The sequence below is a fragment of the Halioglobus sp. D3-4 genome, assembly GCF_055809315.1.
In genome coordinates this window covers 3,509,318-3,525,375 of the sequence record NZ_CM147907.1, presented here as the reverse complement: position 1 = coordinate 3,525,375, position 16,058 = coordinate 3,509,318, and the positions used below count along the sequence as shown (strand labels likewise).

The 16,058-nt window shown below is 56.9% G+C and carries 12 protein-coding genes; 7 read left to right on the top strand and 5 right to left on the bottom strand.

Going from position 1 to position 16,058, the window contains the following annotated elements; genetic code table 11:
• Positions 1-52 precede the first annotated feature (52 nt).
• Together lptG and lptF are read right to left on the bottom strand one after the other, a co-directional pair.
• On the bottom strand, positions 53-1,123 hold the full coding sequence (gene lptG / locus AC0L6S_RS15310) for an LPS export ABC transporter permease LptG (RefSeq protein ID WP_473424976.1): 1,071 nt from the start codon (positions 1,121-1,123) through the stop codon (positions 53-55).
• Positions 1,120-2,187, bottom strand: a complete 1,068-nt coding sequence (gene lptF / locus AC0L6S_RS15305; protein ID WP_473424975.1) for an LPS export ABC transporter permease LptF — start codon at positions 2,185-2,187, stop codon at positions 1,120-1,122. The genes lptG and lptF overlap by 4 nt, the downstream gene beginning before the upstream one ends.
• Positions 2,188-2,319: 132 nt before the next feature.
• Here lptF and AC0L6S_RS15300 point away from each other — a divergent pair, with 132 nt between their 5' ends.
• From AC0L6S_RS15300 to AC0L6S_RS15270, 7 genes are all read left to right on the top strand, one after another.
• On the top strand, positions 2,320-3,261 hold the full coding sequence (locus tag AC0L6S_RS15300) for a sulfotransferase domain-containing protein (RefSeq protein WP_473424974.1): 942 nt from the start codon (positions 2,320-2,322) through the stop codon (positions 3,259-3,261).
• 2 nt (positions 3,262-3,263) lie between these two features.
• Positions 3,264-4,358, top strand: coding sequence for a mitochondrial fission ELM1 family protein (locus AC0L6S_RS15295; RefSeq protein ID WP_473424973.1), 1,095 nt, complete (start codon positions 3,264-3,266; stop codon positions 4,356-4,358).
• A gap of 829 nt (positions 4,359-5,187) precedes the next feature.
• Complete coding sequence (locus AC0L6S_RS15290; protein ID WP_473424972.1) at positions 5,188-6,975, top strand: arylsulfatase; 1,788 nt, start codon at positions 5,188-5,190, stop codon at positions 6,973-6,975.
• Between the two features lie 6 nt (positions 6,976-6,981).
• Positions 6,982-8,922 carry a DUF3604 domain-containing protein gene (locus tag AC0L6S_RS15285; protein WP_473424971.1) on the top strand — a complete coding sequence of 647 codons (1,941 nt, stop codon included), beginning with the start codon at positions 6,982-6,984 and terminating at the stop codon, positions 8,920-8,922.
• 425 nt (positions 8,923-9,347) lie between these two features.
• A complete protein-coding gene (locus tag AC0L6S_RS15280; protein ID WP_473424970.1) occupies positions 9,348-10,169 on the top strand; it encodes an SDR family NAD(P)-dependent oxidoreductase in 822 nt (273 codons plus the stop codon).
• Positions 10,170-10,335: 166 nt separating this feature from the next.
• The gene (locus AC0L6S_RS15275) at positions 10,336-12,642 is read left to right on the top strand and encodes a TonB-dependent receptor (protein ID WP_473424969.1); all 2,307 of its coding nucleotides are present in this window, start codon (positions 10,336-10,338) and stop codon (positions 12,640-12,642) included.
• 191 nt (positions 12,643-12,833) lie between these two features.
• Positions 12,834-13,733, top strand: coding sequence for a LysR family transcriptional regulator (locus AC0L6S_RS15270; protein ID WP_473424968.1), 900 nt, complete (start codon positions 12,834-12,836; stop codon positions 13,731-13,733).
• A gap of 25 nt (positions 13,734-13,758) precedes the next feature.
• On the opposite strand, the gene AC0L6S_RS15265 is transcribed toward AC0L6S_RS15270, so the two are convergent.
• From AC0L6S_RS15265 to AC0L6S_RS15255, 3 genes are read right to left on the bottom strand one after another with little or no spacing between them, the layout of a single operon-like run.
• Positions 13,759-14,142 carry a VOC family protein gene (locus tag AC0L6S_RS15265; RefSeq protein WP_473424967.1) on the bottom strand — a complete coding sequence of 128 codons (384 nt, stop codon included), beginning with the start codon at positions 14,140-14,142 and terminating at the stop codon, positions 13,759-13,761.
• Between the two features lie 5 nt (positions 14,143-14,147).
• Positions 14,148-15,032 carry an SDR family NAD(P)-dependent oxidoreductase gene (locus AC0L6S_RS15260; protein WP_473424966.1) on the bottom strand — a complete coding sequence of 295 codons (885 nt, stop codon included), beginning with the start codon at positions 15,030-15,032 and terminating at the stop codon, positions 14,148-14,150.
• Positions 15,029-16,048 (bottom strand): aromatic ring-hydroxylating oxygenase subunit alpha, encoded by a 1,020-nt coding sequence (locus tag AC0L6S_RS15255; RefSeq protein WP_473424965.1) that lies wholly within the window; start codon positions 16,046-16,048, stop codon positions 15,029-15,031. The genes AC0L6S_RS15260 and AC0L6S_RS15255 overlap by 4 nt, the downstream gene beginning before the upstream one ends.
• Positions 16,049-16,058: the final 10 nt, after the last annotated feature.

Below are 16,058 nucleotides of genomic sequence, written 5' to 3'. Positions count from 1 at the left end.
CTTGAGGGCGCAAGTGTGGGTTTGTCGCCTGTGTGTTACGGCTCACGATAATTCACCAGCGCATGCGGCGCAAAAGTACCAGTGCGCAAGAGAGGATGACCAGCGTGGGCAGGAGTGCTACCAGCGTTATGTTCCACTGCAGTAACTGCCCCAGCGAGAAGATTATCTGTGTGCCAAGATAGAACAAGATGCCCAGCACGGCGCCGATGCCGATCTTGATGCCAAAGCTGCGATCCCGGCCTGCTGTGGTGCCCGCACTGATCGACATCGCCAGTATCACCATCGCCAGAACCGTGAACGGCATGAGCAGCCGCTGCCAGAAAGCATTCAGATACTTACCTGTTGGCTGTCCATTATGGGCCAGATACTGACTGTAGCTGTACAGTACTGAGAGATTCATGTGTTCGCCTTCCAGCGACAGCGTGGGCAGTTCATCACGGGCCCACAGGTTTGCAATTTCCAGTTCCGGATGCGACCGCGTGCGAAAAACACTATCGACCAGTACTTTTTCTTTTACCTTCTGGAATACCCAACGCCTGTCCTGACTGACGATCGCGGTTTCCGCCCAAAGAGCGCGCTCCAATTCACCGGTTTCGTTGAATTCGAAGAGTTTGATATTGCCCGGTACGTTGTCCTGTGACATCTTGCCCAGATGGATGTAACGTCGTCCATCAGTCGACCAGGCGCCACCGCCGGGTATCCATCCCTCGTTTCCGTGTCGCAGCAGTTTGCGTTCCTGTTCTGCCGATTGCTGTAGCTGTGGCGTCACGTATTCCATACACAGCCACAAGCCGGTCATCAGCACAGCGGTGGGCAGAACCAGCGCAATGAGCAGCTTGCTGGGTGGAAAGCCAGTACAACTGATAATCGTCAGCTCGTTGTATCGATCGAGGTTGGCCAACGCTACGATGCTGCCTAGCAGGGCTATCACCGGTGCCAGGCTGACCAGTTGATTAGGAAGTATCATCAGGGTGTAACGTGCGACCTCGAGCGCGTTGTAATTGCGCTCCGTGTGATCGAGCTCTTGGGTAAACCCGATCAACCCGAAGACTGCACCCAGGACAAGAAATACCAGCAACCAGCCCTTCGCCACGCTGATGCCAATGTAGCGTTGCAGAATCATCGACGTTTCAACCTCGGTTGTGTGACCAGTAGCACCAGCAACACGCCTTGTAACACATAGGCTGTCCACAGGCCCGGTATCGCGCCGAGCTTTTCCTGCTCAATCAGCGTACGCAGCACGCTCACCATCGCGAACAGCGCAATATACGACAGCAGTGCGATGCTGAAGTTGCGAAAGCGCGACTCGCGCGGAGCGGAACGGGCCAGCGGCACGGCGATCAGCGCCAGCAGAATGGTCGCCAATGGAGTGGTGATACGCCACTGGTACTCGGCCACGTCTTTTGGATCGGTGGACTTCGACAGGTTGAGTGTGGTTTCCGCCTTGCGACGATACTTTTCTTCGGCCTCCTCATTTGGCAGGTGCACGATCAGGCGATTGAACTTGAGGGTCACATCGCGCTGCCTGCGCCTGTCCAACAGATAGTTGTAGCCGTTGTAGAACGTGGCTTGCGAGGCCTGGTTGGGGTTGAGGGTCGGCATTGCCGCAGATTCGGCGACAATCACCTCTGTACGGCCCTCACTGTTGTAATCCTTCTGGAGGAAAACGTCTTGATGGAGGCCGCTCTCAATATCGACATCACCTGCGATGAACGTGTAGTCGCTGCCTCCCATCGTGACGAATTCATTGGCGGACATCTGCTTCAGATCAAACTGCGCAGCCGCCTGTGATTCCAGCGCATAGCTGGTACGAAACGCCCAGGGCCTGCCCAGCACGGATAGCAGGCCGGTGAATATTGCCACCAGCAAAGCCAGTTTAAACACCGCTGCAAGTATGCGGGCGCGGCTTATCCCGGCGGCGTAGAACGCACGCATTTCGGAATCCCGATACAGACGGCCTATCGCCGACAACACGGAAAAAAAGAACGCAGATGGCAGCAGGATTTCCAGCGTGATGAGCGTGTTGAGGCCGACAAGCTTGAATGCTGTCAGCATGTCCAGTTTGCCTTCGGCGGCGAGTGATAGCTGGTTCGCGGCAGAAAAACCGATGAAAACCAGCACCAGAAGTCCCAGCCCGGTGCAGAAGGGGCGAAGGATTTCATAGGAGATGTGGCGGTCGATGATCAAGCGGTACTGTTCCTTTAAAGACGGGCCGCCATTGTACATGAAGCGCCAGTCGTCTGGTCATTTTGACCCGCATCGCGCATAATTGCACGCTTCGCGTACCTAGCCGTATCCCAGCCGTGAGTAATTGTATACATGTTAAATTTGAGTGATGGCGTCAAAAAAGCGCTGATTCTCATTCCGACGCAACCGCTGCCGGCGAATATGCGTGTCGCGCTGCGCCGGAAGCATCTGGCACGCCTGGAGCTGGCGAAGGCACACCGTGCGAACTTCCTCATTATCGGTCATCCAAAAAGTGGCAATACCTGGCTCAAGGTGATGCTATCGCGCCTGTATCAGATGCGTTTTAACCTGCCGGAATCCAAGCTGATCAACACTGACGAATTTGCGCGGAAAATTCCGGAAATTCCCCGCCTCGCGGCGACCAATGGCTATTACAGCTACGAGGGTGAGGTTGGCAAGTTGTTGGCGTGCGGCGCGCCGGACAACCCGCTGCGACACAAGCCAGTGCTGTTTCTGGCACGCAACCCGATTGATATTGCCGTGTCCTGGTTTCACCAGTTCACCAAGCGTCAATCGCGCGCCAAGCAGGAGTTGATCAATCACTTTATAGCGCATCCCATCGACCGACGCACAGTGCAGATGTGGGATTTCGTGCGGCACTCCGATATCGGCCTGCCCAGTCTTATTGAGTTCCAGAATACCTGGGCGCGCAACGTGGCCGAACTGGAACACGGTATGCTGGCGCGCTACGAGGATTTGCGTGCAGAGCCCGTACCCACGCTGCTCAAGATTACCCAGTTGATGGGTGAGAACTTCAGCGAGGAGGAGATTCGTGCGGCGGTGGAGTGGGGGTCTTTCGACAATTTGCAAAAGCTGGAAACCAGCGGCACCTTCAGTCAGGGTGGCATGAAGCTGGTCAATGCCAACGATCCCAGTACGTTCAAAGTACGCCGTGGCAAGGTGGGCGGTTATCGCGACGATTTCAACGCCGAGCAGGTAGCGGAGCTTGAGGCGCTGGTGCGCGAGAATATCCTGCCCGAACTGGGTTACTGCCAGGGCAACACGGACGCCTGAGTGTGACACCTCGTACCTGGGTCATCCTCAGTGACAAGCGAGGCGATAACGGCCAGGTAGAAACCATCGTCGATGCCCTGCCCTGGCCAGTAGAACACAAGTACGTGCACATGCGGCCAGAATTTGTGTTGGGGAAACCGCGCTACAGACCTTCTCTGGATCATCTCGATCACAGCCGCAGCGACCCGCTGGAAGCGCCCTGGCCAGACCTGATTCTCACTGTGGGCCGCCGCCCGTCAATGGTGGCGCTCTGGATTCGCCAGCAGTCGGGCAACAGGACCAAGATTGTGCTGGTAGGCAAACCCTCTGGTTACATGCTCGATTTCTCCCTGGTCATCGCCAGCGCCGAAAACCAGATGCCGCCGATGCATAATTTTGTGCCGACAACCCTGCCGTTGATGCGTGTTGCCGCTGAGGACGTAGCCTGCGAAGCGCAGGCTTGGCAAGCGCGATTTGCGCCACTTGCCAAACCACTGATAGCAATGCTCATAGGCGGTGAGACCAACCCGTTCACCATGAATCGCCAGGTCGCAGATGACCTGGTGTCGACCGCCCGCTGGATTGTCGACGAGCTCGGCGGGACGCCCTACGTCACTACCAGTCGGCGCACCACACCCGAAGTCGTCGAGGTGTTACGCCGGGATCTGCCTCCGGAAGCGATCTTCTATGAGTGGACCGCCGAGGCCAGCGATAATCCCTACCGCGCATTACTTGGTAGCGCTGACGGCTTCATAGTCACCGCCGACAGTGTCTCGATGATGGTGGAGGTGATCTACCTGCACAAACCGCTGGCGATCTTCCCACTACCTGGAGGCTGGCTGGGCAGTGTCGACCAGTGCCGCCGCTCACTGGCACACTGGTTGTTCAACCCCCGGCAGGAATCACAGTGGGATCACTGGCGTCACCGCATTGCGCGCGGTGTCTACTACATCGATGTGTTCAAAATACTGTGCGCGACGCGAGACTTCCGCGCGTTCCACCGCCTCCTCGTCGACAAGGGCATGGCCGTCTGGTCCGGCCAACCCTTCGAGCAACCCGTTGCCGAATTGCCGGACGATGTCAGCGTGGTCGTAGAACGCATCAAAGCGCTTTTCTAACCGCAATCGCTCTCTGGAAGCGGCGCCACTGCTTGGACAGTGCCTTCGACCCGTCCCACAGGCGAGCAGGCCTGATCGCTCAGAAGGCTAAGATATTCGCTCTTCAGGCCCGCTCCCCTGCGGGACTAGGCCAGTGCGGTCTCAACGAACGAGGCGTCTCCACGCAACACACGCGCGGTGTCAGGCGAGTAACTCCGGTACTGTTCCGTGGCGAATATCTTAGCCCTCTGAGCAAGCGGGACAGTGGCGGAGTTGCTCGCCGGGCGCAGCGGCATTCCCGAGGTTGCTCGTCCGAAGCAGCTACACTGCTTGGGCTGTGCCCTCGAACCGTCCCACAGGCGAGCAGGCCTGATCGCTCAGAAGGCTAAGATATTCGCTCTTCAGGCCTGCTCCCCTGCGGGACTAGGCCAGTGCGACCTCATAGAACGAGGCTTCTCCACGCAATACACGCGCGATGTCAGGCGAGTAACTCCGGTACTGTTCCGTGGTGAATATCTCAGCCCTCTGAGCAAGCGGGACAGTGGCGGAGTTGCTCGCCGGGCGCAGCGGCATTCCCGAGGTTGCTCGTCCGAAGCAGCTACACTGCTTGGGCTGTGCCCTCGAACCGTCCCACAGGCGAGCAGGCCTGATCGCTCAGAAGGCTAAGATATTCGCTCTTCAGGCCTACTCCCCTGCGGGACTAGGCCAGCGCGGCGGCGGACTTCTAACCATTTGGTATGATTAGCGCTTGTTTGGAAACACTCTAAATACAATTGCCGCTTTTTTCTTCCCCCTGCGCGTGTAGTGTATGTCACCAGAATAATGCGCAAAATACTGCGAGGCCTTGTCGTTGGTTATCAGAAGTGGTGTCGTCATTTCCCCTGCCCAGCACCGCGCGGCGATACTGCTGGCGTGTCTGCTGTGGTTGCCCATCGCTGTGGCTGGCGAGCATCCCAATATCGTTTTGATCGTGGCCGATGACATCGGTTACTCGGACTTTGGAGCCTTCGGTGGTGAGATAGAAACGCCCAGCATCGACGCACTGGCACAGGCCGGCGTGCGTTTCTCAAATTTTCATGCCGCCTCCAGTTGCGCGCCCACCCGCGCTATGTTGCTGACAGGTGTGGATAACCACCGCGCTGGCGTCGGCAGTATGCGCGAGCTGATGCCGCTGTCGCACCGCGGTGAACCCGGCTACGACGGAGTTCTGAATGAGGCTGTGCAGACTATCGCCAGCGCGATGCAGTCTGTCGGGTACCGTACGGTTGTGGCGGGAAAGTGGCACCTCGGTATCAATGAGAACAACCTGCCGCCCGCCAGAGGATTTGACAGCTCGGTCATTCAGGCCGACAGCGGCTCGGACAATTTTGAGATGCGCCCCTATCTGCCGATGTATCCCGAGGCGCGCTGGTTTGAGAATGGCAGTCGAATGGCGTCTTTACCGGATGATTTCTATTCCTCGCGCTACTTCGTCGATTGGACCATCGCGTTTCTGGAGCAGACTCGCGCAGAGGATAAGCCCTTCTTTGCTTATCTGGCGTTTCAGGCCAATCACCTGCCGCTGCAGGCCCCGGCTGAATTTATCGATGCCTACCGGGGGCGCTACACCGAGGGTTGGGCAGCTGTGCGCGAAGCACGGCTCGCAAAAATGCGCGAGCTGGGCTTGTTCGAAATGCCGTTCACAGCCGCTGCGGGGCCAACGCAGCAGGAGTGGGACGAGTTGACTACGCAGCAGCAGTACTTTGAGGCGCGTCGCATGCAGGCCTACGCGGGCATGGCTACTGCCATGGATTATGAGATCGGCCGCCTGATTACCTATCTGCGCGACAGCGGGCAGTATCAGAACACGGTTTTTGTGCTGTTCTCCGACAACGGCGCAACCGCCACTGAGCCCTATGAGAATGCCTATGGGCGGCGCTGGTTGGAGAGTAACTACCACCGCGAGCTGGAGACGCTGGGCGAGAAGGGCAGCTGGGTTGCGGCGGGCAGTCGCTGGGGGGTGGTATCAAATACGCCGCTTGATGGAACGAAATTCTCGTCCGGTGAGGGCGGCGTGCGTGTACCGCTGGTTGTCGCGGGCCTGCCAGCGATTGCGCAGGGAACGGTTAATCGGGAATTCACCTATATCACGGACCTTGCGCCTACGCTGCTGGAAATTGCCGGGGTGGCGATGCCGAATAATATGCCGGGGGCGCAAACGATGACTGGCCGTAGTCTGGTGCCCACGTTGACAGGCGGAGCATCACCGCCATATAGCCGTGATGAGTCACTCGGCTACGAGTTCTCAGGCAATTCCGCGCTGTATCGTGGCGACTACAAACTGGTGCGGAATCAGCCGCCAGCCGGTGATCGGCAGTGGCGTCTGTACAACATTGTTGAAGACCCCGGTGAGACAGTTGATCTGCGCGAACACATGCCAGATCTGTATCAGGGAATGCTGGCAGAGTACGATGTCTATGTCAGAGAGAACGGTGTTTTGCCGATGCCGGAAAACTACTCCGTGGCGAACCAGGTGATGATCAACACGATTGTCTTTTCCCTGATGCCGAAGTACCTGCCCTATGTCGGGCTGTTCCTGGTGTTGCTACTGGCCGTGTATATTTACCGCCGTTCTCGTCGAAAAACGCTAAAGAGATAAGAATCTATGAACGTCACTCTGAGAATATTTTTTGGTGCACTGGGTGCTATATTGCTGGCCGCCTGTGGACCGGTGGAGGATCCCACCCTCTATCCCGCCTACGACGCTGCAACCGCCGCGCCGCCACCGCCGAAACCGGCTGTCGCGTTCAACCCAAACCGACAGTTACTCTGGGGCGATTTGCATATTCATACCAGTTACTCGACCGATGCTTACAGCATGGGCGTGAAAGCGACACCCGATGATGCCTATACATTCAGTCGCGGTGGCACCATCGAGCATGGGGCCGGTTATGCCATCCAAATCGACCGACCGCTGGATTTTGCGGCAGTGACCGATCACTCGGAATATATGGGTGCCGCGCGCGCCGATGACAGCATAGTCTTGCCCTTCGAGGAGCGCAGCCTGCGCGAGCGGCTGCTCAATGACAGCCCGTTGTCTATGACGTTTGTGTTGGGCAAGATCGCCAGTAACGTCAAGGGCTTTGACAGCTACGGTGACGACCCTGCGACCCGTGAGATTACACTCAATGCCTGGAAGGTGATGGTCGATACCGCCAATGCGCACTATGAACCCGGTGTATTCACCGCGCTGGTGGGGTACGAGTGGTCCTCGATGCCGGACGAGCAGAACCTGCACCGTAATGTTATCTACCGCGACGATAACGTGCCCAAGTTTCCCTATACCTCGTTGGACTCGGAGAACCCGGAAGACCTGTGGGACGAGCTGGACAAACAGCGCGCCGAGGGGAAATCCGTGTTGGCGATCCCGCACAACGGCAATGTATCCAATGGCATGATGTATGCCCGCACGAAATACGACGGCAGTCCGTTGACGGCCGAATACGCCGAGCAGCGTATGCGTAATGAACCGGTCAGCGAAATCATGCAGATAAAGGGCACCTCGGACACACATCCGTTGCTGTCACCTGAGGACGAGTTTGCCAATTTTGAAATTATGAACGCGATGCTCAGCCCTACAGGGAGCTTCAGCGAACCGCGCGGCAGCTACTCGCGCGACGCGATGCGCACAGGTATTGAGCTGTCTCACTCAGAGGGATTCAACCCCTATCGCTTTGGCGTTATTGGCAGCAGCGACAGCCATAACGCCAGCACGCCGGTGGAAGAAGACAACTTCACTGGCAAGCTGCCGTTGATGGACGGTACCGCGGGCCTGCGGCTGGGAGAGTCAATCATGCTGCCGGAGTCGATGCAGCGTTCACGCAAATGGGGTGCAGCCGGTCTTGCTGGAGTTTGGGCCCAGGAAAATACCCGGGAGTCCATCTTCGACGCTCTGGTGCGCAAGGAAACCTTTGCCACGTCCGGACCGCGAATCAGCCTGCGCTTTTTTGGCGGCTTTGACTACAGTGCCGACATGATGGACAGCGTGGATTTGCTGGAGCAGGCCTATGCGAGCGGTGTGCCCATGGGCGGGACACTCAGCGTCGAGGGCAAAGACGCATCGGCGCCGACGTTTGCACTGTGGGCGGCCAAGGATCCACAGGGAGCCAATCTCGATCGATTGCAGGTCATCAAGGGTTGGGTTGACGCCGATGGCGTTACACACGAGAAGATCTTTGATGTGGCGCTTTCCGACGGTCGCAAAAAAGGCGCTGACGGTAAAGTTCCCCCCGTGGGTAATACCGTGGATGTAGCGAAAGCCACCTATACCAACGCCATAGGCGCAACGCAGCTGAGCGCCTTCTGGCAGGACCCCGAGTTCGATTCGGCGCAGGAGGCGTTCTACTATGCCCGCGCCATCGAAATCCCGACGCCGCGCTGGTCCACTTACGATGCTATGCGCCTCGATATAGAGGCCCCGGAGCCAACAACGCTGCAGGAGCGTGCTATCAGCTCAGCCATCTGGTACCCGGCCGCCGCCCCAATAAACGAAGATGTGCCTCGACCCGTCCCACAGGCGAGCAGGCCTGATCGCTCAGAAGGCTAAGATATTCGCTCTTCAGGCCCGCTCCCCTGCGGGACTAGGCCAGTGCGGTCTCAACGAACGAGGCTTCTGCACACAACATACGCACGAAGTCAGGCGAGTAACTCCGGCACTGTTTCGTGGCGAATATCTCAGCCCTCTGAGTAAGCGGGACAGTGCCGGAGTTGCTCGCCGAAAGCAGCGGCATTCCCGAGGGTGCCCGCCGGGAGCAGTGGCCTATCCGAGAAGGGAGTGTCTCCTGGCCAGCCAAGGGGCTGATCGATCGCTTTGTGTCCGTTCGAACACGATTGTTTGCAGAGGGGTGTTTATCGTCCATTTGGATACAATCAGTTTCCGAGGCGTGTCTTATCACGTGTCACAGACAGCGCTACAGTGCATTTTGCATTTGAGCTATTGGTATTTAATTACACAACAACAAGGTAGATGCAATGGAAGACTTCAAGGGCAAGGTGGCGGTTATCACCGGTGCTGCAAGTGGGATAGGCAAGGCGCTGGCCAGGCAATGCGTTGCGCAGGGCATGAACGTAGCGATTGTTGATCTTTACCTTGAGGGGCTGTCTTCGTTGACTGAGGAACTTGAGCAGCGCGGTGCCAAGGTGTTGTCTGAATCGGTCGATGTCTCGGATATGGCAGCAATGAAGGCATTCGCTGGCCGCTGTGTCGCGGAACTCGGACCTGTATCAGTGCTGTTTAATAACGCTGGAATTCTGCGCGTGGGCCAAACCTGGGAGCACTCAGCCGAAGAGTGGCAAAAAATACTGTCGATCAACGTCATGGGTGTGGTGAACGGTGTGAACGCGTTTGTGCCCGGTATGATCGACGCCGGGATTCCCGCACAAATCGTAAACACGGGTTCTGTCGGTTCTCTGGTAGCAGCACCCGGTATGGCGCAGTACACCGCGTGCAAAATGGCGGTGCGTGGCGTGACCGAGTCACTGGCGTATGACCTCGCCGCCACCGCTCCGCACATTGACGTATCGCTGTTGTGCCCGGGCCCTGTATCAACACCCATCAGCGATAGTTTGTTGGGGATCGAGCCCGGCAGCGAAGAGAGTGAAGCCAACGTCAAGATGATGCAGGAGCAACCCGATTTTATCACGCCGGATGACTGTGCCGAGCGGGTGTTCAAAGCGATAAGAGAACGTAAATTCTGGATATTCACACATCCATTTTCGAACTATTACAAACGCACTTCGGCTGCAGTTGCGGATGGCATTAACCCGGTATTTGCCGATGTTGAGTTTGATTAAAGTTAGATGAAGGCTTGATGGTGTTCTGGCACTGCAGTCACCGTTGAGCCTTGCTGTGGGAGCACGTGTTCCTTCCCACCGGTTTCTGTCCGGCGCGGGAATGGCAATACGGCCCGAATAGAATAAGTGAAACGATAATTATTAGAATTCCCCTGTGGAGGTATACATGCGCGCACACACGCCTTACGTAGCAACACTCGCCTTACTCTCAATGCCCCTGACGCCGTTGAGCCCGGTGGCATATGCACAAACATCAGGAATGGTTCTGGAAGAGGTTATCGTTTCCGCACGTAAGCGCGATGAAAATGTTCAAGGCACGCCAATTGCAATTACCGCCATTTCGGGCTCGGTGATCGATGAGTCCAAGTTTTTTACCGTCAAGGATATCGAACAGGTTTCGCCCAACCTGTCGTTCTCTTCATCCAATAACGGTAGCAGCAGTTCGTTGCAAGCATTCCAACGCGGTATCGGGCAGTTCGACAACAGCCTGACGACGGATCCAGGCGTTGGCCTGTACCTCGACGGTATTTATCTGGCGCGAACCGTCGGCTCCAACTTTGAGCTGTCGGATATCGCCAGCATCGACGTATTGCGCGGACCGCAGGGAACGCTGTATGGGAAGAACACGATAGGCGGTGCGATCTCCGTGACAACAAAAGTGCCCTCCGGAGAGACCAGCTATATGGGCCAGTTGACCGGCGGTGATCACGATTATGTGTCGTTCTCCGGCTATGCCGAAGCTCCGATTACAGACGAGATTGCAGCGAGCGTGGCCGTGCTCACCAAGAACTCGTCGGGTTGGCAGCATCGCAATCAGAACGACGATGCCGGCAACAACGATAACTGGGCAGTGCGTACTCACCTGAATGCCAACTTTACCGATACCTGGAACTCGCATGTGGCGTTCGACTACACGCACATCAACCAGAATGTCTACCCGCAGGTGCTGACAGATTTCAATCCCGATGCAACCATTGCCGCGGCCTACAACGCCACCGTCGGGCAGGTCGATGGTATCTGCTGTACGCCCAATGTAGATGACATCGACCGCAGTGACGCACTCAACGAACTGGATCGCGAAAAAAACGATATGTGGGGTGTGAGTTGGATAAATACATTCGACTGGGACGAACTTATGCTGAAGTCCACTACCGGCTACCGGGACATGGACTCACACAACTACCGCGATGCGGACAACGCGCCCAATGTCTACTTTGAAGTGGGCAATGACCTGAACACCAACCAGTTCAGCCAGGAGTTCGTGCTCAGCAACGCCTCTGGTACAAAGTTTGATTGGCTGGTCGGCGCCTACTACTTCCGCGAAGATGGCAAGTCACAGGCTCACGTGACAGTCGCCGGCGGTCTGTATGAGGCCATCGGTGTCGTGCCGCTGGATTTCACCCTGAGCTACGACACAAAGCAGGATACTACCAGTTACGCGGCCTTTTTCTATACGACCTGGCACTGGACAGACACGACGCGAATCAACCTCGCGGCGCGCTATACCTACGATGAGAAGAAACTGGATATGTTCACTATCAAACGGGCCAGCCAGACACCGATTACGCTGCCTGGGCCAACCGGTCCCTCCTCGTGCAGTGATGTGACGCCGGATGGCAATGGCGCCAGTTTCAGCTGTAAGGATGACTGGAGTGAGTTCTCACCGAAAATCGGTATCGATCACGACTTCAGCGAAGACATCATGGCCTATGCCAGTATTTCAACGGGATTTCGCAGCGGTATCTACAATGGCCGCCCCACTTCAACAGATCAAATTTCGGTGGCGGACCCCGAAACACTCACCAGTTATGAGATAGGCCTGAAAACCCAGTTACTTGAACGGCGCCTCCAACTTAATGCCTCAGCGTTCTACGACGACTACAAGGATCAGCAATTCCTGGTTAACCGGCCCTCCTCCACCAGTGCCAGCGATGCGCTCGCATTGGTCGTAGCCAATGCCGCCGATTCCACGATCAGCGGTGTAGAGGTAGAGTTTACCGCGTTGCCCATGGAGAACCTGACAATAACCGGTGGCGCATCATGGTTGAACGCCGAGTACAACAGCTTCGAATCGTTTAACCCGTCAACCGGTGAACTAGAAGACCTGAGTGATCGCGAGTTTCAGAACGTACCCGACTGGACAGCAAGCATTGCCGCCATTTACAACTGGGATCTCAGTGATGGCAGTACCGTCCGCCTGCGCGGTGACGCCTACTACAAAGGTGAAATCTACTACAGCAACGACTACGACTGTACCTGCTTCGACCGGCTCAACACCGATGGCTTCACCACCTACAACGCCGGTATCACCTACATCACCTCCGATGGCAAGTGGGAACTCGGCGTATTCGGCCGTAACCTCAGCGACAAAAGGGAAATCAACGGTGGCTTCGGCGTAGATGCATTCGGTACAACCACTGCAGCCTACACGGCTCCGCGCACCTACTACGCAAGCATCAAGTACAGTAACTAATACGCGCTGAACTATCGCGTCTGGCCAGTGCCAGCCACAAGGGTTTGAGTATCTGGTCAGACATACGTCAGCAAGTATCGGGCGCACTCGCGCAGGGGAACCAGGCCACTATCACCCGACAGCGCAGCTTTTACTTTCGCCTCTCATCAGCTACGCTCTGGCACAGGAAAAACGCAGGAGTGAGTAGTTCAATGAGTCGCTGGGACGGAATCGACGAGTTCATGCATGTGGTTGACACCGGTAGCTTTACCGGTGCCGCCGAGCGCCTGGGAATGTCCAAGTCGTATGTCAGCAAGCAGATCAGCCAGTTGGAGGATCGCCTGAAGGCGCGCCTGCTGCAGCGTACCACCCGTAAATTGACGCTCACCGAAGTCGGCGAGATATTCTACCGGGAATGCTTGCCCATGGCAGAGCAGTTCGAGTATGCGGAGTCTGCCGTCGCCGATATGCAGCAGAAACCGCAGGGCACACTCAGATTGGCACTGAACAGCCGCTTTGGTGTGCAGCACATGGCGCGGGCGGTCGCCGCTTTTTCGCGCTCACACCCAGAACTTTCGGTGGAAGTGCACTCCAGCTTTCGCGATGTTGATCTGGTGGCCGAGGGTTATGACCTGACGATCCGCTACGGCAGGCTGGATGATTCCTCACTGATTGCACGCTCTATCGGTGGCCATACCCTGTGCCTGTGCGCAGCGCCGGAGTACTGGAAAGCCAACAAGCAACCGCAGACAGTAGAGGATCTGGAGGATCATAACTGCCTGACAGGGCCGGAGCGCTGCTGGATGCTGAACACAGAGGAGGGCGTCACCACGAAAGTGAAAGTCTCCGGTAACTGGCTTAGTGAGGACGGCGCCACCATCAAAGCGGCGGCTCTATCTGGGATCGGTATCGCGCAGCTACCGGATTTTTATGTGCAGGCAGCGGTGGAAGCCGGCAAACTGGTCAAGGTGCACCAGCCGTGGAGTAGTTATCACCGCGACACCTGGGCCGTCTATCCGCACAGCAAACACCTCTCTACCAAGGTGCGGTTCTTTATGGATTTCATGGTGGAATACTTCGCCACGGATTTTGACTGGGATATGGACTCCTGACGCGAATTGGGAGAGCCCCGCCGCGTCAGTCGCGCTGGATAATTTCTATTCGATACCCGTCCGGGTCCAGAATCATTGCAATGGTCACCGGCCATTTGGCCAGCTTCGTCGGCGGTGTTTCGCAGACACAGCAGTAGTCGGCCGCAGCCTGGTACACCGTCTCTATATCGTCGGTATACAGATAGAACTTCCACAGCGCTTCGTCGCCGTGGTCGATAGGGCCCTGTTGCGCCGTTTTTTGCGCCAGTTGGAGCTTGCCATCAGAGCCCTCTGCGCCCAGCACGATCTCCTTCGCTTCGGGTATCTCGATGCGTTGTTGTACTTCGAGCTGCAGGATACGGGTGTAGAAATCCTCCGAGCGCGCAAGGTCGGTCACACTGATGCAGAATTGTCCAAGTCGTGATGTCATAGCGGTCAGGCTCCCAGTGCAGGGTTCTGTCGGCTCAGGATACTCTCGGTGCGACGACTTACCTGCTGATCGTTGCTCTTGCTCGGTGGCAGGATCCAGAACTGTCCATCGCGCATGCCTGCGAGACAGGTTTCTGCCACTTCCTCGGGTTCTGTCAGTTTCATATTCTTGATGCCACTGGCTTTGGCGAGATCCGCCATGCTGGTGTAGGCGACAGGTTCATCATTGTCGCGCAACTGCTCGGGGCGATTGCGCATGGAGGAAAGTATATTGGTGTTGACCAAATGCGGGCCGGGGAACAGTACATGGGCCTGCAGTGCAGCGCCGTCCATCTGGAACTGGCCGTTGAGAACTTCACTCATACTGGTCACAGCGGCTTTGCTGGAGGAATAGATCGGGGTGGTGGGCATTGAGTAGAGGCCGCCATTGGTCGAAGAGGTGTTCACCACATGGCCGGGTTCGCCGTGTTCCAGCATCCCGGGCACAAATGCACGGATACCATTTGCCACGCCCATCACGTTGACGCTGAATCCCCACTCCCAATCCTTTGGAGTGAGCGTCCAGATACGGCGCTGTGCCTCTTTGATGCCCACGCCTGCGTTGTTGCACAGCACATGGATATTGCCAAAGGCCTCGCGACTTTTACGTTCAAGGTTCTGCATGGACTCGGGGCTAGTGACATCCGCCTGTATCCAATCGACGCTCAACCCCTGTTCTTTCAATGCCGAGCCCGCAGCCTCCAGCGCGTCATGCTCGATATCGGCCATGATCACATTCATGCCTGTGCGCGCGAACAGTTCGCACATACAGCGACCCACGCCTGAGGCACCGCCGGTAACGACTGCGGTCTTGCCGCGAAATTTGTCTTCCACCATCTGCTCTGTGCTCAAGAAACCGCCTCCAGTGTTGTCGATATATCGTCGTCGTCAGGGTAGGGCCCGTTGACATAAAACTGCGAAAAGTACTTGCGAAAACGCATTACCGGGCCGTCCCCGTCACACAGTATCGGGTTGCGCAAATGGAATTTGTTGTGCCAGATCGGGATATCGCCCTCGACGCCGGTCTGGCCGTTGGTGTAGGCGATAGTGGTCTTGATTGCCTCTTCCTGGAACGAACCCTTCGGGTAGCGTGGATGGGTATAGGCAAACCGCACTTCAACTGTCTTTGCGTTGACCGGTGTGACCAGCGTATGGAGCACGTAGTCCACCAGCCCGGAGGAGCGCACCCATTTCTGTCCGGCGCCGTTTTGCACCACGTTGATGGTCGATTGGACCACCACTTCCTCGCCTTGCTCGTTAATCACCTTGCGCGGGCCACTGACCTTGCTGCGGCGGATATGCCCCTCGTAGCTAGTGTCGCCCTGTGGCACGGCTTCCATCTGGTGAACGTATTTGAAATGCGCCACGTCCACGCCATTTTCTGCAATCTCCTGCGGACAGGAATCGAACGTCCACAGGAAGCGAATCTGCTCCACCCAATCGGGGTTGCTGCCCTCTTCCAGTTCAACCACCTCGTGATCGGGCGGTGCATCCTCGGGGTGGTACCAGGCCCAAATCACCGCATTTTTTTCGCAGGTGGGGTAGGTCTTCAGGCAGGGCTTGCCGGCGACCTTCGGTGGAATTTGCTTCGCGTAGGGAACATCGGTAATCACCCCCTGGGTATCGTATTGCCAGTGATGAAAGGGGCAGCGGATGGATTCGCCCTGTACCGTGCCGCCGTGACCCAGGTGTGCGCCCAGGTGCGGGCAGGCGGGGTCTGACAGCCCTACCTTGCCTGACTCGGTGCGAAACAACACCATGTCGCGTCCGAAGTAGTGGATGTTGCGGACTTCTCCCACCGCAAGTTCATCGCTGTAGCCGATACAGAACCAGCCAAATGGCATGGGCAATTCAATTCGGTTCGACAAAACTGGCCTC